20 protein-coding genes and 1 pseudogene are annotated in these 21,405 nt (G+C 73.3%); 8 read left to right on the top strand and 13 right to left on the bottom strand.

Annotated features, from left to right (window positions below; translation table 11 throughout):
* Nucleotides 1-7: 7 nt before the first annotated feature.
* From MLV88_RS06615 to MLV88_RS06605, 3 genes are read right to left on the bottom strand one after another with little or no spacing between them, the layout of a single operon-like run.
* Nucleotides 8-3,286, bottom strand: a complete 3,279-nt coding sequence (locus MLV88_RS06615) for an efflux RND transporter permease subunit (protein WP_242336100.1) — start codon at nt 3,284-3,286, stop codon at nt 8-10.
* Nucleotides 3,287-3,292: 6 nt separating this feature from the next.
* Complete coding sequence (locus MLV88_RS06610) at nt 3,293-4,888, bottom strand: efflux RND transporter periplasmic adaptor subunit (RefSeq protein ID WP_243337107.1); 1,596 nt, start codon at nt 4,886-4,888, stop codon at nt 3,293-3,295.
* A gap of 14 nt (nt 4,889-4,902) precedes the next feature.
* Entirely contained in the window at nt 4,903-6,309 is a 1,407-nt protein-coding gene (locus MLV88_RS06605; protein ID WP_242338221.1) for a TolC family protein, read from the bottom strand.
* Nucleotides 6,310-6,731: 422 nt separating this feature from the next.
* On the opposite strand from MLV88_RS06605, the gene MLV88_RS06600 reads away from it, so the two are divergent.
* Nucleotides 6,732-7,082, top strand: a complete 351-nt coding sequence (locus tag MLV88_RS06600) for a hypothetical protein (RefSeq protein ID WP_242338223.1) — start codon at nt 6,732-6,734, stop codon at nt 7,080-7,082.
* 95 nt (nt 7,083-7,177) lie between these two features.
* Here MLV88_RS06600 and MLV88_RS06595 read toward each other — a convergent pair whose 3' ends face one another.
* From MLV88_RS06595 to MLV88_RS06580, 4 genes are all read right to left on the bottom strand, one after another.
* Nucleotides 7,178-7,606, bottom strand: coding sequence for a cupredoxin domain-containing protein (locus MLV88_RS06595; RefSeq protein ID WP_242338225.1), 429 nt, complete (start codon nt 7,604-7,606; stop codon nt 7,178-7,180).
* Between the two features lie 197 nt (nt 7,607-7,803).
* Nucleotides 7,804-8,607, bottom strand: a complete 804-nt coding sequence (ygiD, locus tag MLV88_RS06590; protein WP_242352987.1) for a 4,5-DOPA-extradiol-dioxygenase — start codon at nt 8,605-8,607, stop codon at nt 7,804-7,806.
* Nucleotides 8,608-8,621: 14 nt separating this feature from the next.
* Entirely contained in the window at nt 8,622-9,077 is a 456-nt protein-coding gene (locus MLV88_RS06585; RefSeq protein WP_242338229.1) for a hemerythrin domain-containing protein, read from the bottom strand.
* Nucleotides 9,078-9,081: 4 nt separating this feature from the next.
* A complete protein-coding gene (locus tag MLV88_RS06580) occupies nt 9,082-9,630 on the bottom strand; it encodes a YceI family protein (protein ID WP_242338230.1) in 549 nt (182 codons plus the stop codon).
* Nucleotides 9,631-9,808: 178 nt separating this feature from the next.
* Between MLV88_RS06580 and MLV88_RS06575 the strand changes: the two genes are divergently transcribed.
* Nucleotides 9,809-11,494 (top strand): sigma-54-dependent Fis family transcriptional regulator, encoded by a 1,686-nt coding sequence (locus MLV88_RS06575; RefSeq protein ID WP_242338232.1) that lies wholly within the window; start codon nt 9,809-9,811, stop codon nt 11,492-11,494.
* Here MLV88_RS06575 and MLV88_RS06570 read toward each other — a convergent pair.
* From MLV88_RS06570 to MLV88_RS06555, 4 genes are all read right to left on the bottom strand, one after another.
* Nucleotides 11,457-11,924 carry a universal stress protein gene (locus MLV88_RS06570; RefSeq protein ID WP_242338234.1) on the bottom strand — a complete coding sequence of 156 codons (468 nt, stop codon included), beginning with the start codon at nt 11,922-11,924 and terminating at the stop codon, nt 11,457-11,459. The two genes, MLV88_RS06575 and MLV88_RS06570, sit on opposite strands and share 38 nt — an antisense overlap.
* 87 nt (nt 11,925-12,011) lie before the next feature.
* The gene (gene speB, locus MLV88_RS06565) at nt 12,012-12,998 is read right to left on the bottom strand and encodes an agmatinase (RefSeq protein WP_242338236.1); all 987 of its coding nucleotides are present in this window, start codon (nt 12,996-12,998) and stop codon (nt 12,012-12,014) included.
* The gene (locus MLV88_RS06560) at nt 12,998-13,774 is read right to left on the bottom strand and encodes a lysophospholipid acyltransferase family protein (RefSeq protein WP_242338238.1); all 777 of its coding nucleotides are present in this window, start codon (nt 13,772-13,774) and stop codon (nt 12,998-13,000) included. Before MLV88_RS06560 ends, speB begins: the two co-directional genes overlap by 1 nt.
* Nucleotides 13,771-14,298, bottom strand: a complete 528-nt coding sequence (locus MLV88_RS06555; protein WP_242338240.1) for a GNAT family N-acetyltransferase — start codon at nt 14,296-14,298, stop codon at nt 13,771-13,773. Before MLV88_RS06555 ends, MLV88_RS06560 begins: the two co-directional genes overlap by 4 nt.
* A 171-nt stretch (nt 14,299-14,469) precedes the next feature.
* On the opposite strand from MLV88_RS06555, the gene MLV88_RS06550 reads away from it, so the two are divergent.
* From MLV88_RS06550 to MLV88_RS06530, 5 genes are all read left to right on the top strand, one after another.
* Entirely contained in the window at nt 14,470-15,252 is a 783-nt protein-coding gene (locus tag MLV88_RS06550) for a metallophosphoesterase family protein (protein ID WP_242338243.1), read from the top strand.
* Nucleotides 15,253-15,398: 146 nt separating this feature from the next.
* On the top strand, nt 15,399-16,577 hold the full coding sequence (locus MLV88_RS06545) for a glycosyltransferase (protein ID WP_242338245.1): 1,179 nt from the start codon (nt 15,399-15,401) through the stop codon (nt 16,575-16,577).
* Entirely contained in the window at nt 16,574-17,833 is a 1,260-nt protein-coding gene (locus MLV88_RS06540; RefSeq protein ID WP_242338247.1) for a sensor histidine kinase, read from the top strand. The genes MLV88_RS06545 and MLV88_RS06540 overlap by 4 nt, the downstream gene beginning before the upstream one ends.
* Complete coding sequence (locus MLV88_RS06535; protein WP_242338249.1) at nt 17,830-18,216, top strand: response regulator; 387 nt, start codon at nt 17,830-17,832, stop codon at nt 18,214-18,216. The genes MLV88_RS06540 and MLV88_RS06535 overlap by 4 nt, the downstream gene beginning before the upstream one ends.
* Nucleotides 18,217-18,295: 79 nt before the next feature.
* Nucleotides 18,296-19,054 (top strand): class I SAM-dependent methyltransferase, encoded by a 759-nt coding sequence (locus tag MLV88_RS06530; RefSeq protein ID WP_243337105.1) that lies wholly within the window; start codon nt 18,296-18,298, stop codon nt 19,052-19,054.
* On the opposite strand, the gene MLV88_RS06525 is transcribed toward MLV88_RS06530, so the two are convergent.
* Together MLV88_RS06525 and MLV88_RS24795 are read right to left on the bottom strand one after the other, a co-directional pair.
* Nucleotides 19,029-20,135 (bottom strand): glycosyltransferase, encoded by a 1,107-nt coding sequence (locus MLV88_RS06525; protein ID WP_243337103.1) that lies wholly within the window; start codon nt 20,133-20,135, stop codon nt 19,029-19,031. The genes MLV88_RS06530 and MLV88_RS06525 overlap by 26 nt on opposite strands.
* Nucleotides 20,136-20,226: 91 nt before the next feature.
* A pseudogene (locus MLV88_RS24795) lies at nt 20,227-20,343 on the bottom strand (hypothetical protein); the annotation flags it as partial.
* 435 nt (nt 20,344-20,778) lie between these two features.
* Here MLV88_RS24795 and MLV88_RS06515 point away from each other — a divergent pair.
* Nucleotides 20,779-21,303 carry a YkgB family protein gene (locus MLV88_RS06515; protein ID WP_243337099.1) on the top strand — a complete coding sequence of 175 codons (525 nt, stop codon included), beginning with the start codon at nt 20,779-20,781 and terminating at the stop codon, nt 21,301-21,303.
* Nucleotides 21,304-21,405: the final 102 nt, after the last annotated feature.

Raw genomic sequence — 21,405 nt, 5'->3', positions numbered from 1 at the left:
GCGTTCCTCAGGCGGCGACCGCCGTGATCGTGTCCTCGTCGCTCACTTCCTTCTTCTTCCACAGGTAGTACACCGCGGGGTAGACGAGCAGCTCCATCAGGAACGAGGTCACGAGGCCGCCGATCATGGGCGCGGCGATGCGCTTCATGAGATCCGCGCCGGTGCCGACCGACCACATGATCGGCAAGAGGCCGATCATCGCGGCGAACACCGTCATGGCCTTGGGCCGCACGCGCTTCACGGCGCCGTGGACGATGGCCTCGACGAGGTCGCGCCTCGTGCGGAGCAGGCCCTTCGCCTTGTACTCGTCGTGGGAGAGGTCGAGGAAGAGGAGCATGAACACTCCCGTCTCGGCGTCGAGCCCCATGAGCGCGATGAGCCCGACCCACACCGCGATCGAGACGTTGTAGCCGAGCGCCCACAGGAGCCACACCGCGCCGACCGCCGAGAACGGCACCGCAGCCATGACGAGCGTGGCCTTGAACGACGACTTCGTGTTCATGTACAGCAGCCCGAAGATGAGCACGAGCGTCAGCGGAATGATGAGCTTCAGGCGCTCCTTCACGCGCAGCATGTTCTCGTACTGGCCGCTCCAGACCATGCTGTAGCCGGTCGGGAGCTTCAGCCCCGCCGCCACCGCCTTCTTCGCCTCCGTCACGTACGAGCCCACGTCGATCTTCGAGGTGTCGAAGTCCACGTACACGTAGCCGGCGAGGAGCCCGTTCTCGTCTCGGATCATCGACGGGCCCTGCGCGAGCACGACGTCGGCGATCTCCTCCATCGGGATCTGGCCCTGGCCGCCGGGCAGCGGCAGGAGCACCCGTCGCAGCGCCGACAGGTCCTCGCGGTAGTCGCGGGCGTAGCGCACGTTGATGCCGTAGCGCTCGCGCCCCTCCACCGTGGTGGACTGGTTGTCCCCGCCCACGGCCGTCATCACCATCATGTTCGCGTCGTCGACGGTGAGCCCGTAGCGGGCGAGCTGCTCGCGCTTCAGGACGAAGTCGAGGAAGTAGCCGCCCGCGACGCGCTCGGCATAGGCGCTGCGGGTGCCGGGGACCTTCTGGATGATGGCCTCGGTCTCCTTCGCCACGCGCTCGATGGTCGCGAGATCCGCGCCGCTGATCTTGATCCCCACGGGCGTGCGGATGCCGGTCGAGAGCATGTCGAGGCGCCCCTTGATCGGCATCGTCCAGGCGTTCGAGATGCCGGGGAGCTGGAGCCTCGCGTTCATCTCGTTCTCGAGCTCCTCCTGCGTGATGCGATCGCGCCAGAACGGCCGGAGCAGGGACTTCGCCCACTCGGGCGCCCAGGAGGAGTACCAGCGCGGCGCCTCCCGCCACTCGGACTCGGGCTTCAGGATGATGGTGGTCTCCATCATCGTGAAGGGCGCCGGGTCGGTGGAGGTGTTGGCGCGGCCGGCCTTGCCGAACACGCGCTCCACCTCGGGGAACGTCTTCAGGATCTTGTCCTGGACCTGCAGCGCCTTCTGGGCCTCCGCGACGGACATGCCGGGCTCGACCGCGGAGGGCATGTAGAGGATCGTCCCCTCCCGCAGCGGCGGCATGAACTCGGAGCCGAGCGACAGGTACACCGGGATCGTGGTGAGGACGAGGGCGATGCTCGCCGCGATGGTCGCCTTCGGGTGGCGGAGCACGAACCGGCAGGGCGGCTCGTAGAGCCGGTGGAGGAGCTTCGAGATCGGGTGCGCCTCCTCCGAGTAGTACTTCCCGACCAGCGCCTGGTTCGCGATCCAGGCGAGCCAGCGCGGCCGGAACCTGAACTCGTCGATGCGCGCGAACAGCATCCGCATCGCGGGGTCGAGCGTGATGGCGAGGAACGCCGCGATCGCCATCGCCAGGTTCTTCGAGTAGGCGAGCGGGCGGAAGAGCCGGCCCTCCTGGTCCACCAGCGTGAACACGGGCATGAACGCGACCGCGATCACGAGGAGCGAGAAGAAGACGCCTGGCCCCACCTCGAGGAGCGCCTCGAGCCGGACGTGGTGGAAGTCGCCCTTCTTCCCGTCCTTCACCCAGTGGTGGATCTTGTTGTAGGCGTTCTCCACCTCGACGATGGCGCCGTCCACGAGCACGCCGATGGAGATGGCGATGCCCGCGAGCGACATCAGGTTCGCGTTGAGGCCCATCGCGTACATGGGGATGAACGCGAGCGCGACGGACACCGGGATGGTGACGATGGGGATGATGGCGGAGGGGACGTGCCAGAGGAAGATGAGGATGATGATCGAGACGATGACGATCTCCTCGACGAGCTTCCCCTTCACCGTCTCGATGGCGTGGTCGATGAGCTCCGACCGGTCGTAGGTCGTCACCACCTCGACGCCCTTCGGCAGCGAGGGCTTCACCTCCTCGAGCTTCTTCTCGATGCGCTTGATGACGTTGAGCGCGTTCTCGCCCTGGCGCATCACCACGATGCCGCCGACGACGTCGCCCTCGCCGTCGAGGTCGGCCACGCCGCGGCGCATCTCGGGCCCGAGCGCGACCGTGGCGACGTCCTTCACGAGCACGGGCGTGCCGCCCTCCGAGCGCAAGACGAGGCTCTCGAGGTCCGAGATGTTCTTCACGTAGCCGCGGCCGCGGACCATGTACTCGCGGCCGCTGAACTCGACGAGGCGCCCCCCCACGTCGTTGTTGCCCTTGCGGACCGCGTTGATCACCGCCTCGAGCGGCAGCTTGTACGAGGCGAGGGCGTTCGGGTTCACGGTGATCTGGTACTGGCGGACCTGTCCGCCCACCGTCGCGACCTCGGAGACGCCGGGGACGCTCTGGACGGAGTAGCGCAGGAACCAGTCCTGGAACGAGCGCAGCTCGTCCGACGAGTGCTGTCCGCTGCGGTCGACGAGCGCGTACTGGTACACCCAGCCGACGCTCGACGCGTCGGGGCCGAGCTCCACCTTCACGTCCTGCGGGAGCTGGGAGGTGATCTTCGACAGGTACTCGAGGACGCGCGTTCGCGCCCAGTACATGTCGGTCCCGTCCTCGAAGATGACGTAGACGTAGCTGAACCCGAAGTCCGAGAAGCCGCGGATCGCCTTCACCTTCGGCGCGCCGAGGAGCGCGGTGGTGATGGGATAGGTGACCTGGTCCTCGATGATGTCCGGGCTCCGGTCCCAGCGCGAGTAGACGATCACCTGGGTGTCGGAGAGATCCGGCAGCGCGTCGAGCGGGATGTTCCGCATCGCCCAGACCGAGCCCATGAGGGCGACGATCGTGGCGGCGATGACGAGGTACCGGTTCTCCGCCGAGAAGCGGATGATTCGCTTGATCATGGGGCGCTACCGTCCGTGTCCCGCGTGCGGGTTCGCGGCGGGCGCCGCGGGTTCGGCGGCGGCCGGCGCCGGGCTGGAGGGGGGCGGCGCGGCCGTGGCGCCGCCGTGGCCCGCGTGCCCGGCGCTCGCGGGCGCGGCCGCGTCCGGGGACGCGAGGGCCGCGAGCGACGCGCGCAGGCGGGACTCCGAGTCGACGAGGAAGTTGGCGCGGGTCACGACCCCCTCGCCCGCCTCGACCCCGGAGACCACCTCGACGAACGCGGCGTCGCCGTCGCCGAGCTGCACCTCGCGCGGCTGGAACTTGCCGTCCCCGCGCGCGACGAAGACGACGCTCTTCGTCCCCGAGTGGATGACGGCGTCCGCGGGGATCCGCACGCCCTCGCGGCTCGTCCCCTGGAACACCACCTCCCCGAACATCTCCGGCTTGAGCTCGCCCTTGGGGTTCGGGACCTCCACCCGCACCTTCGCCGTGCGGCTCTTCGGATCGAGGAGCGGGTCGATGAACGCCACGCGCCCGTTGAAGGTGCGGTTCGGGAACGCCTTCAACGCGAGCGTGGCGGGCGTGCCGACCTTCACGTGCCGGAGGTCGGACTCGTACGCGTCGGCGAGCACCCACACGCGCGAGAGATCCACGATCTCGAAGGGCATGTCGCCCGCGTTCACCCGCATCCCCGGGACCACGTCCTTCTTGGTCAGGACGCCCCCGGCCGGCGAGTAGAACGTGAGGGTGCGCGTGGCTTCGCCGGTGCGCTCGATGCGGGCGATCTCCGAGCGCGGCACGTCCCACAGCTCGAGCTTGCGGCGCGCGGCGGCGACGAGGGCGTCGCCGTCCGTGCTCATGCCGCCCGACGCCGCGAGCCGCTTCCGCGTGTCGAGCGCGAGGAGGTACTCCTGCTGCGCGGCGAGGAGCTCGGGGCTGTAGATCGAGTAGAGGGGCTCCCCCGCCTTCACGGGGCGCCCGATGAAGTCCGCGTAGACCTTCTCCATGAAGCCGGAGAACTTCACGTTCACGTGGTGCACGCGGGTCTCGTCGACCGCCACCCGGCCGCTCGTGCGCCACGACCCGCCCACGGCTCCGCGCTCGGCGTGCGCCACCCTGAGCCCGATGAGCTGCTGGCGCGCGGCGTCGATGGTGACCGCCGAGAGCCCCTCGGGTGCGGGCTCGTCCGGCTCACCGGCGCCGGCGCCGGTCCCCTCCACCTTCACGAGCTTCATGCCGCAGATCGGGCAGTCGCCGGGGTGGTCCTGGACGATGCTCGGGTGCATGGGGCACTGCCACTGGTCCTTCTGCGGGGCGGTGGGCGCGCTGCTCTTCGGCGCGGCGCCGGCCCCGGCCGCCTCGACCTTGACGAGCTTCATGCCGCAGATCGGGCAGTCGCCGGGGTGGTCCTGGACGATGCTCGGGTGCATGGGGCACTGCCACTGCTCCTTCGCCGCCGTGGCCGCGCCGGCGTGGGCGTGGCCGTCGCCGGTCCCGCGCGTCGCCACGAAGAAGCCGGCGCCGCCGGCGACCGCCGCGGTGGCGAGGACGGCGAGCACGAGCGCAGGCAGGCCGAAGGTGCGGCGGTGAGCGGGGCTCGGGTGGTTCGTCTCGGTGTTCATCGTTTCTCCGTGTCTCACATCCCTGAGGTCATCGAGCCGGACGAGGAGGCCGCCGCCGCGGAGGGCGCGGCCGCCGCGCTCGCCACCCCCGCGCCTCCGCCGCCCGCGGCGCCCGCCCCGGGCACCCCGCCCGTCGCCATCGCTCCGCCGGCGCCCGGGGCGCCCACCGGATCCAGGCTCACCTCCGCCTCGCCGATGGCGATCCGCTGCGCTTCGGCGACCGCCCCGAGGAACCCGTCCTCGTCCGCGACGTAGCCGGCGTTCGCCTCGAGCACGGAGGCGAAGGTGACCTTGCCGACGCGGTACTGCGCGAGCGTGCTCTCGGCGGTCGCGCGCGACTGGACGAGCAGGCCCTCGCGGAAGAGGCGGGCGGTGTCCGCGACCGCCGCGTAGGCCGTGCGGCGCTCGGCGACGCGCAGCCGGAGGACCTGCTCGATCGCCTGGGCGGCGCTCGCGCCGGCCTCGGCCCGCGCCGCGCTCTCGGCGACCGCGCGGTTCTGCTTCCGGTGCGACCACACCGGCAACCCGATGGAGACGCTCGCCAGCCACATCGGCTCGAGCTGCCCGCGCGGCATGACGCCGGCGTTCACGCTCAGATCGGGGAACCGCTCGCGCCGCGCGAGCGCGACGGACTTCTCCGCCCGCGCCGACCCGAGCCTCGCCTGGGCCAGCTCCGGGCTGCGCGCGAGCGCGTCCGCGAGCGCGGCGTCGACGGCAGGGAGCTCCGGGAGCGTGAGGTCGCGCACGCTCGTCGAGGTCGGGATGGGCTCGTCGACGGGGCTGCCGCGCAGCCGGTTCAACGTCTGGACCGCGGTCCGCTCCTGCGCCTCGAGGCCGAAGCGCCGCTGGCGCAGCCGGTTCAGCTCGAGCTGGGCGCGGAGCACGTCGGACTGGGCGCCCTCGCCGGACTCGTAGCGCGACCGCGCGAAGCCGGCCGACGTGGTCCAGATCCCCTCGAGGCGCGCGAGCAGGTCCAGCCGATCCCGCGCGAGCAGGAGGTCGAGGTAGGCGCGGCGGACGTCGGCCTCCGTCGTCAGGCGGGCGCGGGAGAGCGAGGCGCCGGCCTCGTCGGCGGCGAGGCGCGCGACGTCGGTGCGCAGGCCGCGCTTGCCGGGCCAGGGGAGGCCCTGGCTCACCATCACCTGGTAGAAGCTCGTCTCCATCTTCCCGACCATGATCTCGCCGAAGCCGTCGTTCTGGATCCCGAGGGTCAGCACGGGATCGGGCAGCGCGCCGGCCTGGGGGATGCGCTCTCGCTCGGCGCGCGCGGCGGCGTCGGCCTGGCGGAGCTCGGGGCGAGCCGCGAGGCTCTGCTCGAGGAGGCCCGCGAGCACCGGATCGCTCGGGAGCACGAGGCCTGCGCCCGCCCCGGCCGGCGCGTCCGCGCGCGCCTGAGGCGCGAGGAGGAGCAGGGCGGCCATCGCTCGCACGAGAAGTCGTCGCGGGTGGCCCGTCGGATCGTGTGGTTGCATGGTCGCTGCCCCCTTTAGCACCTGGCATGCCATGGCCGGCCGAGCGCGGATCGCGCGAAACGGCGGCCCTCCGCGCGGCCGGAGGCGCCCCGGGGCCGGTCGCCCCGGCCAGCGCGGCCACACCGTAACCCGGCGGATCACGCCTCGGAGGTCGGGCCGACGGCCGGCGTGAGGCCCCTCACCCCGGCTGTCTCGGTGTCGCGACCGCAAGCTCCGCGTGGCTCGGCCGCCCGGGGGAATCCACCGGGAGTGGCGCCGTGTCGCCCGCTTGATGCAGGAAAGAGATCGGGATCGCCCTGGTGTACCGGTAGGAGCGGCGCGGGGTGAGGCGGAGCGGCGGGGAGGCGATCGCGCCGGAACAGGAGGAAGTCATGAGACTCGTGGCAGTGATGCTGGCAGGGCTCCTGGCAGCCCTGATCTCGACGAGCGTGGGGCTTGCGGCCGACCCCACGCGCGAGGACCGCATGATGAAGTTGCCGGAGACGCCGGCCGATCACGCGGCGCTCGCGAAGATCTACGACGAGAACGCGGCGGAGTGGCGGAAGGAAGCCGACATCCACCGGAAGATGGCGGCGGAGTACAAGAAGTCTCGGGGCGATCCCAAGGACGTCGCGACGATGGAGAAGCACTGCGCGCAGCTCGCCAAGGACGCGGACAAGCTGGCGGCGGACGCGAAGACGATGGCCGATTACCACCGGCTGCGCGGCAAGGAAGCGAAGTAGGCGGCGCTCGCGGCCGGCGAGGAGGTCGGGCCGCGGCAGCTCGGAGAGAAGACGACGGCCCGGCGCGAGACCTCCGCGCCGGGCCGATCGGAGCGTTACGGGACGAAGACCACGCCGCTGACGTGGTCCATGCCGCACGCGAAGCGGATCTCGCCCGACTTCGCCGGCACGAGCTCGACCGTGACCGCCTTGTCGAGCGGCAGCGGCTGGTTGATGCCGTGGTCCTTGATGACGATCTCCTTCGCGCACGTGCTGTTCGTCTTGCGCGTCACGACGAGGCGCAGCTTCTCGCCCTTCTTCGCCTTCACCTTCGACGGCTCGAAGCCGTTGTCCGTGACGGTGAGGTTCACCGTGCGGACGCCGTTCGCGACCGTGCCCTCGGCGATGCCCTGCGCCGCGCTCGCGGGCGCCGCGCCTTCGTGCATGGAGCCGTGCATGGAGCCGTGATCGTGCTGGGCGAGCGCCGGCGCCGCCGCGAAGGCGAACGCGGCCGCGACGGGCAGGAGGAAGGACTTGGTGGTCATCGGGGACTTCTCCAGTCGGATGTGCGTTCGCCTGGGCGGACGCGGTTCGGAGGGGCTGATAGCAGGAGGCGTGCCGACCAAATTCGCGCGAACGGGCCCGTATTCCCCGGGCGGCGGCCGCAGCGGAGGGGAGCGGCCGGCCACACTGTGACCGGCGCGGTCACGCAGGAGGGCAGGATGGGGAAGGGAAGCGATCCTCAGCCGAGCACCACCGACCGCATCGACAGCGACGCCATGTCGAACCCCACGATGGGGAAGCGCACCGGCTCCCCGGGGTCGCTCGCGCCGACCGCGTACAGGAGCGGGAGGTAGTGGTCGGGGGTGGGATGCGCCGCCTGCCCGAGGTCGCTCTCGAGCAGGCCGGCGAGGGCCGTCCGATCGTGGCGCGACACGGCGTCCGCGACCTCGGCGTCGAACGCGCGCGCCCAGTCCGGCGTCGTCGTGTCTCCGCGGGACCACGCCGAGAACGCGTGACGCAGGTTGTGGACGACGTTGCCGCTGCCCATGACGAGCACCCCCTCGTCGCGAAGCGGCGCGAGGGCGCGTCCGATGGCGAGGTGCTCGTTCGGAGCGAGCCGGCCGTCGACGCTGAGCTGGACGACGGGGAGGTCCGCCTCGGGCCGGAGGTGCACGAGCACGCTCCAGGTCCCGTGATCGAGCCCCCACTCCAGGCTCGGCGACGACCGCCGCTCGCCCACGAGCCCGACCACGTGCCGCGCCAGCGCGACGTCGCCGGGCGCCGGGTAGCGGACGCGGTAGAGCTCCTCGGGGAAGCCGCCGAAGTCGTGGAGGGTCTCGGGGCGGTCGTTCGCGGTGGTGTAGGTGCCGTCCACGTACCAGTGCGCGGAGATCGAGAGGATCGCCTTCGGCCGGGGGAGCTCCGCTGCGAGCGCCCGGAAGCCGCGGCTCCACGCGTTGTCCTCGATCGCGTTCATGGGATTGCCGTGGCCCACGAAGAGGACGGGCATGCGCCCGGTCGCATGGTGGGTGGGGTCGTGCATGGCTCTCGAGCCTTTCATCTAGCCGCGCGCCGGGGGCCCGCGCTCCCTGCCCGGCGCGCGAGCTCCGCGGCGAGCTCCGCCAGGCGCGCGCACCCGAGCGTCTCCTGCAGGGCGGGGAAGAGCGTCCGCTCCTCGAAGGCGGCGTGCTCCTCGAGCTTGCGCGCGAGGCTCGCGGCGACCGCCCCTCGCGCCGGCCCGGCCGCCGCGCGCAGCTCGCGCGCGAGACGGCGCAGCACCACGTGGTCGCCGAGCGTGAACACGATGACGGCGTCCGCCTCGGAGACGCGCCGCGCCAGCTCGGGCAGGAGCACGTCCTCCTCGCCGCGGCAGTGCGGCAGGATCTCCGCGTCCCACAGGTCGAGGAGCCGCTCGGCGCTCCTCGTCGCGTCGGCCGCGCCCAGGTCCGCGATCTTGGCGAGCCAGCGGGCGTGCTCGCCGGCGAGGCGGCGCAGCTCGGGGCAGAGCGTCACGACGCTAGCCGACCTTCGCAGCGGCCTGCTTGACGGCCTGCAGCTCGATCTCGACGTCCACGCGATCCGCGACGAGGACGCCGCCGGTCTCGAGGGCCTGGTTCCACGTGAGGCCGAAGTCCTTGCGGTTGAGGGAGGTGGTCGCGGTGAAGCCGCTCCGCTCGTTGCCCCACGGATCCTTGCCGCGGCCGCCGTACTCCACGTCGAGGACGACCTCGCGCGTGGTGTCGCGGATCGTGAGGTCGCCCGTGACGCGCAGCCGCTCCGGCGAGAGCACCTCGACGCGGCGGCTCCGGTACTTCAGCGCGGGGTGCTTCTGCGCGTCGAGGAAGTCCCCGGAGCGCAGGTGGGTGTCGCGGTCGGCGACGCCGGTGTCGATGCTCGCCGCCTCGATCTCGGCCTCGACCGTCGAGCGGGAGAGGTCCGCGGGGTCGAGCGCGAGCCTCGCGTTCCAGCGCGTGAACTTGCCGCGCACCTTGGAGATCACCATGTGCCGGACCGTGAAGTGGATGCCCGAGTGCGCGCCGTCGACCTGCCAGTTCTCCTGAGCCATCTTTTCTCCTGTCGCCCTTCCGGGCTCGTTGTCCGGGGATAGGAGATTGCACCTGGCGGGCCCACGGCCCCGGGGCAGTAAACTGTCGGAAACACTGGCGATCACGGAAGGGCCGGGATCGTGAACCGGCTCAGAATGATACGATCCGGCTCACTTCGATCAGGGCGGGAGACGGCCGATGCGCGCGATGGACCTCGATCTCAGGGAGCTGCTCACCTTCGATCCCGCGGGAGGGATCATCCGGTTCGCCGGGCAGCGCGCGCTCCTGCTCGACGCGGTGGCGCTCGGCATCCTGCGCAAGGAGCTCATCGACACCCTCGGCCTCACCGCGGCGCGCGGCATCCTCACGCGCTTCGGCTACGCCCACGGCTGGCGCACGGCGGAGAGCCTGCGCTCGGAGTTCCCGTGGGAGAGCGAGCGCGAGTGGCAGATCGCCGGCGGGCGGCTCCACATGCTGCAGGGGCTCGTGGTGATCGAGCAGCCGGTCCGATCCGCCTCCGACGGCCCCGCGCCCTTCGCAGAGGCGATCTGGCACGAGTCGTACGAGGCGGAGCAGCACCTCCTCCACCTCGGCCAGGCCGACGCGCCCGTCTGCTGGACGCTCGCCGGGTTCGCGAGCGGCTACCTCTCGTTCGCGAACGGCCGCGCGATCTACTGCGTCGAGGATCGCTGCCGCGGCGCGGGGGCGCCGGCCTGCCACCTCGTCGGCCGCTCGCGCGAGGAGTGGGGAGCGGCGATCGAGCCCGACCTCGAGTTCTACGACAAGGCGTCGGTGGACCGCGCGCTCGAGGGCGTCAGCGCCGCGCTGCGCAGCGCCGAGCGGCGGCTGCGCGCCCGCCGGCAGGAGCTCTCGCGCCTCGCCCCGGGCGCGGAGGAGCGCTCCGGCCTCGTCGTGCGGAGCGAGGCCATGCACCGCGTCCTCGACCTCGCGCTGCGCGTGGCGAAGGTCGAGTCCACCGCGCTCATCACGGGCGAGAGCGGGGTGGGCAAGGAGCGGATCGCCCGGCTCATCCACGAGGAGTCGCCCCGGGCCGGCCGCCCCTTCGTGGCGGTGAACTGCGGCGCGGTCACCGAGACCCTGCTCGAGAGCGAGCTGTTCGGCCACGCCCGGGGCGCCTTCACGGGCGCGGACCGCGATCGCGCGGGGCTCTTCGAGGCGGCGAACGGCGGGACGCTCTTCCTCGACGAGATCGGGGAGGTCTCGCCGGGCATGCAGGTGAAGCTGCTGCGGGCCCTGCAGGAGAGGGAGATCCGGCGCGTGGGAGAGACCCGCTCGCGCGCGGTGGACGCGCGGGTCGTGGCGGCCACGAACCGCAACCTCGCCGACGAGGTGGCGGCCGGCCGGTTCCGCCAGGACCTCTTCTACCGGCTGCGCGTGATCGAGCTGCGAGTGCCGCCGCTGCGCGAGCGGCCGGAGGACGTCCTGCCGCTCGCGCGGGTGTTCCTCGCGGAGACCGCGCGTCGCATGAAGCGGAGGCTCACCGGGTTCACGCCGCGCGCCGCCGATCAGCTCCTCCGCCACGACTGGCCCGGGAACGTCCGGGAGGTCCAGAACGCGATCGAGCACGCGGTCGCGCTCAGCGGGGGCAGCCGCGTGGACGTCGAGGATCTCCCGGAGGAGCTGCGGGCGGCGATGCCGCGGCCGAGGCCGGCGGGACGAACGCGCCCGCTCGAGGACGTCGAGCGCGAGTACATCCTCGCGGCGGTGGAGGGGGCGGGCGGGAACCGGACGCGCGCCGCCGCGGAGCTCGGGATCGGGCTCGCCACGCTCAAGCGGAAGCTGAAGCAGTACGGGGCGGAGGGCTCGGCGTCGCGGGGCGCGGAGGTCAGCCCTGCCGGCTCGCCGCCTCGGGCGTCACGCTGATCACCACGCAGGGCGCGAGCCGGACCACCTTCTCGGCGACGGAGCCGAGGATCGCGTGCTTCAGGCCGGACCGCGCGTGCGTCGCGATCACGATCGCGTCGAACGCGGCGCGGCGGGCGAGCTCCGTGATCTCCACGGCCGGCTCGCCCACCGAGGTGACCGCCTCGACCCGCCGTACGCCGAGCTCCTCGGCGGCGGTCTTCCACGCCTCGAGCGGCCGGTCGGCGGGCGCAGAGAGGTCGTGCGCGAGCTCGCCGGTGGGCTCGAGCATCCCCTCGGGGATCGACGAGCCCGGAACGTTGCGCACGTGGAGCAGCGTCAGCTCCGCGCCCAGCTCGCGCGCGAACGCCGAGGCGACGCGCAGCGCGGACTCCGAGGTCGGCGAGAAGTCCACCGGGCAGAGCAGCCTCTTCCAGCCCAGATCCGGCATGTTCGCCTCCGTTCCTGTGCACCCGGGGTGTAGTACGCCGGCGCTCCGCGCGCGCCGCCGGGTCGGGGCGCTCCCCGACGTGGCTCCTCAGCGGGCCGCCGACCGGCCGGCCTCCGCGGTCGCGGTGCGGCGGGCCGCCCGGGCGATCGCCGCGAGCGCCAGCCCCTCGAAGAGGAGGTGGCTGGCGAGGTGGCTCGTCAGGTCCGCGTGATCGAGCGGCGGACAGACCTCCACCACGTCCATGCCGACGAGGCGCAGCCCCGCGAGCGCGCGGAGCAGCCCCAGGGCCTCGCGCGAGGACAGCCCACCGGGTACCGGCGTGCCGGTGCCGGGGGCGAACGCGGGATCGACCGCGTCGACGTCGAAGGACACATAGGCTGGCCGCTCCCCGATCGCGAGGCGGAGCTCCTCGGCGAGCCGGCGGACGCCACGCTCGGAGATCACCTCCACGGGGTGGAGGCGCGCGCCGCGCGAGCGCCCGGGGTGTGCATCCTCCGCGCCGCCCCAGCTCCCCCGGATCCCGATCTGGTGGAGCTGCCCCTCCGCCACGAGCCCCTCGTCGAGCGCGTGTCGGAACGGCGTCCCGTGGTGGAAGCGCTCGCCCCAGGTCTCGGGCCCGGAGGTGTCGAGGTGCGCGTCGACGTGGACCACCGCCACGGGACCGTGGCGCGCGGCGACGGCGCGCAGGGCGGGGAGGGCGATGGAGTGATCTCCGCCCACGAGGAACGGCACGCAGCCCGCCGCGAGCACGCCCGCGACGGAGGCCTGCACCGCCTCGCGCATCGCCGCCGCGTCGAACGGCGGGAACACCACGTTGCCGCCGTCCACCGCGGGGAGCGCGTCGAACACCTGCAGCTCGTGGCCGGGGTGGTATCCCTGGACGAGCGCGCTCACGCGCCGCACCGCGAAGGGGGCGAGCCGCGCGCCGGGCTGGTAGGTGGTGCCGCCGTCGAACGAGACGCCGAGGAGGACCGCCGCCGTCCCCGGCGGGACCTTCGCGGCGGAAGCGGTGGGCAGCCGGAAGAACGGGATCTGCCCGCCGCTCAGGTACTCGAACGCGGATGCCTGTGGCATCAGGGCTCCTTCAGGAGACGTACGACCTCCGCATGGACCGCCTGCGCGAGGTCCCGGGCGCGATCGCCGGAGGTGGGGAGGATCGACGTGCCGAGTCGGACGACGGCGCGCGCGCGGCGGCGCGACGCGACCGTCAGGTAGTGCGGGAGGAACGTGGCGTCTCCGACCCACGCCAGGCTGGGGGGATCGTAGGCGAGCGCCACGGGGACGACGGGCACGCGGGCGCGAAGGGCGAGCCCGAACATCCCCGGCCGGAACGGCAGCACGTCCGTGCCGTCCGTCGTCGTGCCCTCGGGGAAGTTGAGCACGCTCACCCCGTGCGCGAGCGTCTCCGCCGCGGTGACGAGGGCGCGCGCGCCGCTCGCCGGATCGCTCCGGCAGACGAAGACCACCCCGAGCTCGCGCGCGATCGTGCCGATCACCGGCCAGCTCGCGACGTCGAGCTTGGAGACGGGCGCGCAGGGCAGCAGGCTCGCGACCACCAGCGGATCGAGCCAGCTCACGTGGTTCGCGGCGAGGATCACCGGCCCGAACGGCAGCGGACCGTCCGCCTCCACCTCGATGCCGTGGAGGTCGAGCACGCGGCGCGCCGCGTCCCGGAGGACGAGCGCGCGCTCTCGGGCGCCGTCCTGCGATGCGACGCTCGGGAGCCCGCGGACCCGGCCGGCCGTCTCGAGGGTGGTGAGGCCGAGCCCGGCGAGGCGCGCCCCCGCGCGCGCGACGCGCCGGGAGGCGGGGTCCCGGGCGGCGGGAGCGAGCCGGACGAGCTCGCTCATGCCGCCCCCGCGATCACCGCCTGGCGCTCCACGATCCCGAGCCTGCGCATGCGCGTCTCGAGGCGCTCGAACGCGGCCCGCTCGATGCGCGACACGATCCGCCGGTCGCCCGGTCCGTAGAAGTCCTCCCGGATCTCGACGTCGCGGGCGCCCAGCGCGGCGTGGAGCGCGCGCGCGGCGACGTTGTCCTCCTTCACCGTGAACCAGCACGCGTCGACGCGCGTCCCCAGCTCGGCGACGAGCGCGCGGAGGAGCTGGACGGCGACGCGAGACCCCTGCAGGTCGGGGGCGATCGCCAGGGTCGTGCAGTACGCCTCGCGCCCGCGCACGAAGCAGAGGACGTAGCCGACCGCGCGCCCCTTCTCCTCGGCGACGAAGCAGGTGTCCGCGAAGAACTCGCAGCAGAGCCGCACGTAGTACGGCCCGAGCACCGACTCGCCGTGCCCGCCGAAGACCTCCTCCTCGAGGCGCATCAGCTCGGCGAAGTCGTGGGACCGCAGGGGTCGGATACGGCGTTCGGTCATGGAGATCCTCCAGGGGGGGAGCGCGAACGGTAGGCGGGCTCCGTGAAAAGAGCGGGACGGGCACGCGACGGGGACGTGAACCCGTCCGCGGCGCGCGAATTCACGAGGGCGTGATCGTCCCGCCACCGGCGCGTCACCTGCGCGGAGTGAGCTGCCGGGGCAGGAGGACCGGTGGAGCGAACGCTCGCGCACATCTCGGATCTGCACCTCGGCCGCGACCGGCGGACGGACGCGAACGTGGCCCGGCTGGCGGTGGCCCTCCGCGAGGCCGAGGTGGACGCGGTGCTCGTGACGGGCGACGTCACCCACCGTGGACGCCGCGCCGAGCTGGCCGCCTTCGAGGCGATCTTCGCGCCGCTCCGCGACCGGACCGTCGTCGTGCCGGGCAACCACGACCGGCTCGGCGAGGACGTCGCGCGCCGCCTCATGCCGCCCGTCAGGGTGGCCGTCGAGGCGCGGCCCGGGCTGCACGTGGTCCGGCTCGACTCCACGGCCCCCCACAACCGGGCGCTCCTCTCGGCTCATGGCGAGCTCTCGGACGGCGACATCGCCGCGGTCGATTCCGCGGTGCGTGCGGCGCCGCCGGGCACGCTCGTCGCCCTCATGCTGCACCACCACCTGCTCCCGCTCCCGGAGGATCACCTCTCGGAGCGGCTCGCGAGCTGGCTCGGCTGGCCCAACGCGGCGGAGCTCGCCCGCGGGCGGGACCTGCTCGAGGCGCTCGCCGGCCGCTGCGATCTCGTCGCCCACGGTCACCGGCACGCGGCGTCCTCCGTCGTGCTGCCGTCCCGCGCCGGTCGGCCGCTCCACGTCATGAACGCGGGGAGCACGCCCGAGCTCTGCTCCTGCCGCGTGCTCGTCCACGCGCACGGCCGGATCGTCGCCGAGCGCCGGCTCGAGCTCGACCGCCCGAGCGCGGCGCCGGCCGCCCGGCCGCTGCCGGCCGCTGCCTGATGGCGCTGGCGCTGCCCGCGCGCGACGGGCACGCCCAGGCGAGCAACGCTGAACCGTCACCTGCCCGTCGCGGCGGAGCCACGCCGGCCGTCCAGGATCTTCCGGTGCGACGCCCGCGCGCGGCGTTCGCGGAACGGGAGACCTCCTTGCCGAGCCATCCGACCCTCGCTCTCTTCGCGGCCGCGGCGGTGGGCCTCGTCTTCCTCTCGGTGCAGTGCGTGGCCCTGCGGCGGCACCTGCGGGAGCCGGCCCGGACGCCGCGCCACACCCCGCCGATCTCCATCCTGAAGCCGCTCTGCGGGCTCGACGACGGCCTCGCCGCGAACCTCGCCTCGTTCGCCGCGCTCGACTACCCGGACTACGAGGTGCTCCTCGGCCTCCGGAGCGTCGAGGACCTCGCCCTCGGGCCCGCGCGCGAGGCGGCGCAGCGCTTCCCGGGCCGCTTCCGGATCGTCTTCCAGCGCGGTGAGCCGGGCCTGAACCCCAAGGTGAACCAGCTCGTCACGCTCGCGCGGGCCGCGCGGCACGGCGTGCTCGTGGTGTCCGACTCCAACGTGCGCGTCGAGCCCGGCTACCTCGCCGGCATCGCGGCCCTGCTCGAGGACGAGGCCGTCGGGCTCGTGACGCACCCCATCGCCGGCGTGGGCGAGGCGCGCGTCGGCTCGCTCCTCGATCACCTGCACCTCGCCGGCTCGGTCGCGCCGGGGGTGGTGGCCGCGAAGCGGCTCGTCGGTCGCGACATCGTGGTGGGGAAGTCGATGGCGTTCAGGCGGCGCGACCTCGAGGCGCTCGGGGGCTTCGAGGCGGTGAAGGACGTCCTCGCCGAGGACTACGTGCTCGGGCTCCTCGTGGGCCGCGCGCTCGGGAAGCGCGTCGCCGTCGGGCAGCGGCCGATCCAGAACGTGAGCGAGCGCCGGACGGTCCGGGACTTCGCGGCGCGCTACGCACGGTGGAGCGTGCTCCAGCGGCAGGCAGTGGGACCGTTCGTGTACTCCGCGCAGGCGCTCCTGAACCCGGTGCTGCTCGCCTCGGCGGCCGCCCTGCTCGAGCGCACGCCGGCCTCGCTCGGGCTCCTCGCGACGACCTGCGCGGCGAAGGCCGCGCTCGACGGGGCGTCGGCGCGGGCGCTCAGGCCGTGCGGCTTCCGGGTGCGCGAGCTCGCGCTCGTCCCGGCGAAGGACCTCGTCATCGGTGGGGCCTGGATGTGGGGACTCCTCCGCCGCGACGTGGCCTGGCGGGGCACGCGCCTCGTCGTGCGGCGCGGCACCCGCATCGAGCCCGCGACCCTCGCCGCGGTCGAGTGCGAGACGGCGGTGCGCGCGTGAGCCTCGCCTCCTCGCAGCCGCTGAGCCTGGGCGCCGCGGGTCGCCCGCCGGAGCGCGCCGACGGGACCCCCGACGCCGAGCGCGACGGGTCGCCGCCGTCACTCGGTCGGCTCCTCACCGGGGACGCGTGGGTCGCGCCCGAGGAGCGGGTGCAGGACGTGGCGCAGCTCTTCTTCGGACGGCCGGAGCTGGAGGCCGTCGCCCTCGTCGCCGACGAGCGCCCCGTGGGGCTCCTCACGCGCGGCCGGCTCCTCGTGAAGCTCGCGCGCAACTTCGGCCACGAGCTGTACGCGAAGAAGCCGGTGACCCGCATCGCCGACCTCGCCCCGCTCGTGCTGCCCCACGACGTCCCGCTCGCCACCGCGGTCGAGCGCGCGCTCGAGCGCGACGCGGCGTCGGTCTACGACGAGGTGATCGTCGTGGACGCGCTGGGCCGGTACCTCGGGTACTCCTCCGTTCGCGAGCTGGTGCAGGAGCAGGGCGCGGCCCTCGAGCGCACCGCGCTCGAGCGCGAGGCGGCGGTGGCGCGCGCGAGCGATCTCGAGAAGGTGGATGAGCTCCGGTCCCGGTTCCTCGCCCACGCCACCCACGAGCTCCGGTCGCCGGTGAACGCCATCGTGGCGCTCGCGGAGCTGGTGCGGATGGCCTGCGAGCGGGAGAACCTCGAGCAGGTGCGGGCGAAGCTGCCGATGCTGCTCCGCGCGGCCGCCACGCTCCGCGGCACCGTCAACAACATCCTCGACCTCTCGAAGGTGGAGGCGGGGCGGATGGACGTGTCGATCGGCCCGGTGGACCTCGCCGAGCTCGTGGCGGAGGTGGCGGCCACGGCGCGGCTGCTCCTGGGCGAGAAGCCGGTGAGGGTGGAGGTCGAGGCCGCCGGGGCGCCCGTCGTCGCCTCGGACGCGCAGAAGGTCCGCCAGATCCTCGTGAACCTCGTGTCGAACGCGGCGAAGTTCACCGACCGCGGCGCGATCCGCGTGAGGGTCGGGAGGGGGGAGGGGGGCGGCGCCGCGGTGTCCGTCGCCGACACCGGGTGCGGCATCGCCGAGGCGGATCTCCCGCGCCTGTTCGTCCCGTTCGGCCAGCTCGAGGACGCGGCCACGAAGTCGCACCCGGGGACGGGGCTCGGCCTCGTCATCACCCGCTCCCTCGCGGAGCTCCTCGGCGGCCGGGTCGAGGTCGCGAGCCGGCGAGGCGAGGGCAGCACGTTCACCGTTCACCTGCCGGGCACCCCGCCCCCGAGGAGAGCGCCATGAGCCGAGCCAGGATCCTCGTCGTGGACGACGACGAGATGCACCTCGTCTGCACGAAGGAGCTGCTGGAGGCGGAGGGCTACGAGGTCCTCGTCCACGTGGGCGCGTTCGGCGCCACGCAGCAGGTGCTCCTGAACGCGCCCGACCTGGTCCTCGTGGACGTGAACATGCCGGCGCTCTCCGGCGAGGGGCTCGTGGCGGTCCTCCGGGGGCGGGAGAAGACGCGCGGCGTGCGCATCCTCCTCCACTCGTCCAACGACGAGCAGGCGCTCAGGAAGGTCGCGGCGAGGCTCGCGATCGACGGCTGGGTGCCGAAGGGCGATCCGGGAGAGCTGCGTCGCAGGGTCGCCGACGTGCTGCGCTCCGGCCAGGCAAGACCACGCTGATCGACCGCGCCTCGGCGACGGGGCTCTTCCGGGGGTCACGCCTTGACGCGTTCGCGCGGGGGCGCTCAACTCCGGGTCCATGACCTTCGCAGTCGCGGCCGACGCGTACGACCGGTACATCGGGCGTTACTCGCGCGAGCTCGCGCCGCGCTTCCTCGACTTCGCGGGCGTGCAGGCGGGGCCGGTGCTCGACGTGGGGTGCGGGCCGGGCGGGCTCACCGCCGTGATGGCGCAGCGCTTCGGGGCGGTGAAGGTCGCGGCGGTCGATCTCTCCGAGTCGTTCGTCGCCGCGTGCCGCACGCGCGTCCCGGGCGCCTACGTCCGCCTCGCGTCCGCCGAGGCGCTCCCCTTCGCCGACGGCACGTTCGAGGCGGCCCTGTCGCAGCTCGTGCTGACCTTCGTCAAGGAGCCGGACCGGATGGCGGCCGAGCTGCGCCGGGTGGTCCGTCCCGGCGGCGTCGCGGCGGCCTGTACGTTCCAGGCGGAGGGCTTCGCCCTCGTCCGGACGTTCTGGGAGGCCGCGAGGCGCTTCGACCCGAACGCACCCGACGACGCCCGGCTCCCCTTCCGCCGCATGCCGGAGCTCGTCGCGCTGTGGGAGCGCGCCGGCCTCCGCGACGTCACGACCGGCCACATCGATCTCGAGGAGCGCTACGCCGACTTCGACGATCTCTGGGCGCCGTTCGCCTTCGGGATCGGGCCGGCCGGCGGCTACCTCGTGGCCCAGCGCGAGGAGCGGCGCGCCGCGATCCGCGAGGCGTACCGCGAGCTCCTCGGCGCGCCGACCGCGCCGTTCTCGCTGCCCGCGCGCGTCATCGCGGTCCGCGGGCGGGTCTGACCGCGTCGCTCGCGGCGGCCCGCGCCGGGCCGTCGCACTCGCCGAGCACCCGCAGCCACTCCGACACCTGCCCGAACACGAGGAACGCGTCGTGGACGCGGCGCTGCCCGTTCTGCCCCCAGACGAAGCGCTGCTTCGGGTCCGCCAGCATCTCGTCCAGGACCTGCGCGAGCTCCTCGGGGTCGTCCGGGTGCGTGACGAGCCGGCCGTCCACGCCGTCGCGGATCTGCTGGCGCAGCCCCCAGGCCTGCGTCCCCAGGACCGGCACCGCCTTCCACATCGCCTCGGTGGCCGTGAGCCCGAAGCCCTCGCGCAGCGAGTTCTGCACCACGACCGTGGAGCAGCGCTGGAGGGCGTTCACCATGAGCGCGTTCTCCTTCACCGAGGCCATCGGCAGCGTCAGGACGGCCACGTCCGCCTGCGCGCCCGGCTCGAGGGCCCGGTACGCGGCGGTCAGCTCGGCCAGCACCTCGCGCGCCTCGGGATCGTCCTGGATCGCCGCGGGGTCCGGCCCAGCGAGCACGAGACGCACGATCTCCAGGCGGCGCCGGTGCCTCGGAGGGTGAGCCCCGTCGCCCGCGCGGCGCTTCAGGGCGAGGAACCCGTCGAGCAGCGGCCGGAACCCCTTCAGCCGATCCCAGCGGGAGACCTGGGTCACCACGGGGCGGAACAGGAGCCCGATGTCGCTCGGCTGATCCGCCGGCGCGAACGTGCCGTCGGACCGGAGCCGGAGCGCCGGGTGCGCGAACGGCGGGGTCAGCACGGGGTGGGCGCCGGCGACGAGCGCGGAGTTGCAGAGGACACCCACGAGCTTGTGGGGGGAGAGCTCGCGGTTCTTGTGGCCGAGCGGGTCGATGGTGGGGCGCATCACCGAGGCGCGCGCTGCGAGGAACCCGGGGACGTACTCGGGGGCCGAGAAGATCGCGTGATCGTGACGTTCGGCGTACGGCCGGAGGAAGGTCCACGCGGCGCTCGCGATGGGCGACTCCACCTCGAGGCCGATGTGGCAGCGCCAGATCGCGTGCAGCCCCGGCATCGCCTTCAGGAGCGCGCCCGCCCCGAGCGGCTGCGGATCGTGCACGACGAGGATGTCGCCCGGCGGCGAGGAGCGGACGCAACGCGTGGGCGCACTCGCTGCTCACGCTCTCGTAGAGCTCCCGCTCCGAGGGACCGAGGCGCGGGTCGCCCTCTCCGTGGAGGAGCGCGTGGAGGCGCTTCGTGAGCGCGAAGAACTCCGGGCGGTCCGTCCGCATCACCACCCACTCGGTGGCGACCCCCAGCTCTCGCATGATGGAGATGAGCCGGGGCATCATCTCCGCGACGCCGCCGCCCTGCCGCGTCGAGCTCAGCATCCAGACCCTTCGCCCGGCGAGCTTCGGGACGCACGGCTGGGCCTCGGACCGAAGCTGCCGCACGCCTTCGGCGAGATGCAGGAACCGGGTGTAGTCGTCGAGCCCGACGTGCTCCTCGAGCTCGACCCGTTCGATCATGGCGCGCCTCGAGCAAGGGCCTGCTGGCCCGGGTGAACCCATCCCACGATCACCGCCGATCATTGTCACCCGCCCGGCCCGCTCGCGCACGACCTCGGCGGAGCAGGTCGCTTCCCGATCCGTGTCCGCCGTGTCCGGGCGGCGCTCGCCCGCGACGTAACGGATCCCGCGGCCGGAGACACCCGACGCCATGACCCGGGCAGCGCCCGCGATCCCGAACCCTCGGAGGACCAGATGGACAAGCGAAACCCAGCAGACGTCGAGCACCGCATCGCGAAGATCGAGGCCGCAGGCACCGCCATCCTGCGCTATGGAGTCGTGTTCCTGCTCCTCGCGTTCGGCGGGCTGAAGTTCGCCGGGTTCGAGGCGAAGGCGATCCAGCCGCTCGTCTCGAACAGCCCGTTCATGAGCTGGCTGTACGCGATCCTGAGCGTCCAGGGCGTCTCGAACCTCGTCGGCGTCATCGAGCTCGCGGCGGGGCTCCTCCTCGCCTCGCGGCGCTTCTCGCCCGTGGCGTCGGCGATCGGCAGCGCGCTCGCGACCGTCATCTTCGCGACCACGCTCTCGTTCCTCTTCACGACGCCAGGAGGGCTGTCGCCGCAGGGCCCCGCGTTCGGCTTCCTCGTGAAGGACCTCGTCCTGCTCGGCGCGTCGGTGTACACGGCGGCCGAGGCGCTGCGCGCGGCCCGGGGCCGGACCGCGGTGGTCGCCCCGGCCCTCGCGGGGCTCGCGAAGCCTGCGTCCCACGCGGCGTCCTGAGCACGAGCGGCCGCAACGGGAGAGAGCCCGCCACGCCTCCCCCCGGAGCGGGCTCCCCCGGTCCGGCCGGCCGCGCACCTCGCGCGGCCCGGCCGGTCCGGG

It is taken from the genome of Anaeromyxobacter soli (assembly GCF_022808855.1).
In the GTDB taxonomy this organism is placed as follows: Bacteria; Myxococcota; Myxococcia; order Myxococcales; family Anaeromyxobacteraceae; genus Anaeromyxobacter; species Anaeromyxobacter soli.
The sequence above is the reverse complement of the archived record's forward strand: the minus strand, read 5'-3'. Positions and strand labels throughout refer to the sequence as shown.

Excerpts from the sequence above, each read along its gene's own strand:
- MLV88_RS06605 (WP_242338221.1), bottom strand. The coding sequence starts at position 6,309 with ATGGCCGCCCTGCTCCTCCTCGCGCCTCAGGCGCGCGCGGACGCGCCG.
- MLV88_RS06575 (WP_242338232.1), top strand. The coding sequence starts at position 9,809 with ATGCGCGCGATGGACCTCGATCTCAGGGAGCTGCTCACCTTCGATCCC.
- MLV88_RS06580 (WP_242338230.1), bottom strand. The coding sequence starts at position 9,630 with ATGGCTCAGGAGAACTGGCAGGTCGACGGCGCGCACTCGGGCATCCAC.
- MLV88_RS06560 (WP_242338238.1), bottom strand. The coding sequence starts at position 13,774 with ATGAGCGAGCTCGTCCGGCTCGCTCCCGCCGCCCGGGACCCCGCCTCC.
- MLV88_RS06615 (WP_242336100.1), bottom strand. The coding sequence starts at position 3,286 with ATGATCAAGCGAATCATCCGCTTCTCGGCGGAGAACCGGTACCTCGTC.
- speB (WP_242338236.1), bottom strand. The coding sequence starts at position 12,998 with ATGCCACAGGCATCCGCGTTCGAGTACCTGAGCGGCGGGCAGATCCCG.
- MLV88_RS06535 (WP_242338249.1), top strand. The coding sequence starts at position 17,830 with ATGAGCCGAGCCAGGATCCTCGTCGTGGACGACGACGAGATGCACCTC.
- MLV88_RS06570 (WP_242338234.1), bottom strand. The coding sequence starts at position 11,924 with ATGCCGGATCTGGGCTGGAAGAGGCTGCTCTGCCCGGTGGACTTCTCG.
- MLV88_RS06515 (WP_243337099.1), top strand. The coding sequence starts at position 20,779 with ATGGACAAGCGAAACCCAGCAGACGTCGAGCACCGCATCGCGAAGATC.
- MLV88_RS06600 (WP_242338223.1), top strand. The coding sequence starts at position 6,732 with ATGAGACTCGTGGCAGTGATGCTGGCAGGGCTCCTGGCAGCCCTGATC.
- ygiD (WP_242352987.1), bottom strand. The coding sequence starts at position 8,607 with ATGCACGACCCCACCCACCATGCGACCGGGCGCATGCCCGTCCTCTTC.
- MLV88_RS06610 (WP_243337107.1), bottom strand. The coding sequence starts at position 4,888 with ATGAACACCGAGACGAACCACCCGAGCCCCGCTCACCGCCGCACCTTC.
- MLV88_RS06555 (WP_242338240.1), bottom strand. The coding sequence starts at position 14,298 with ATGACCGAACGCCGTATCCGACCCCTGCGGTCCCACGACTTCGCCGAG.
- MLV88_RS06595 (WP_242338225.1), bottom strand. The coding sequence starts at position 7,606 with ATGACCACCAAGTCCTTCCTCCTGCCCGTCGCGGCCGCGTTCGCCTTC.
- MLV88_RS06530 (WP_243337105.1), top strand. The coding sequence starts at position 18,296 with ATGACCTTCGCAGTCGCGGCCGACGCGTACGACCGGTACATCGGGCGT.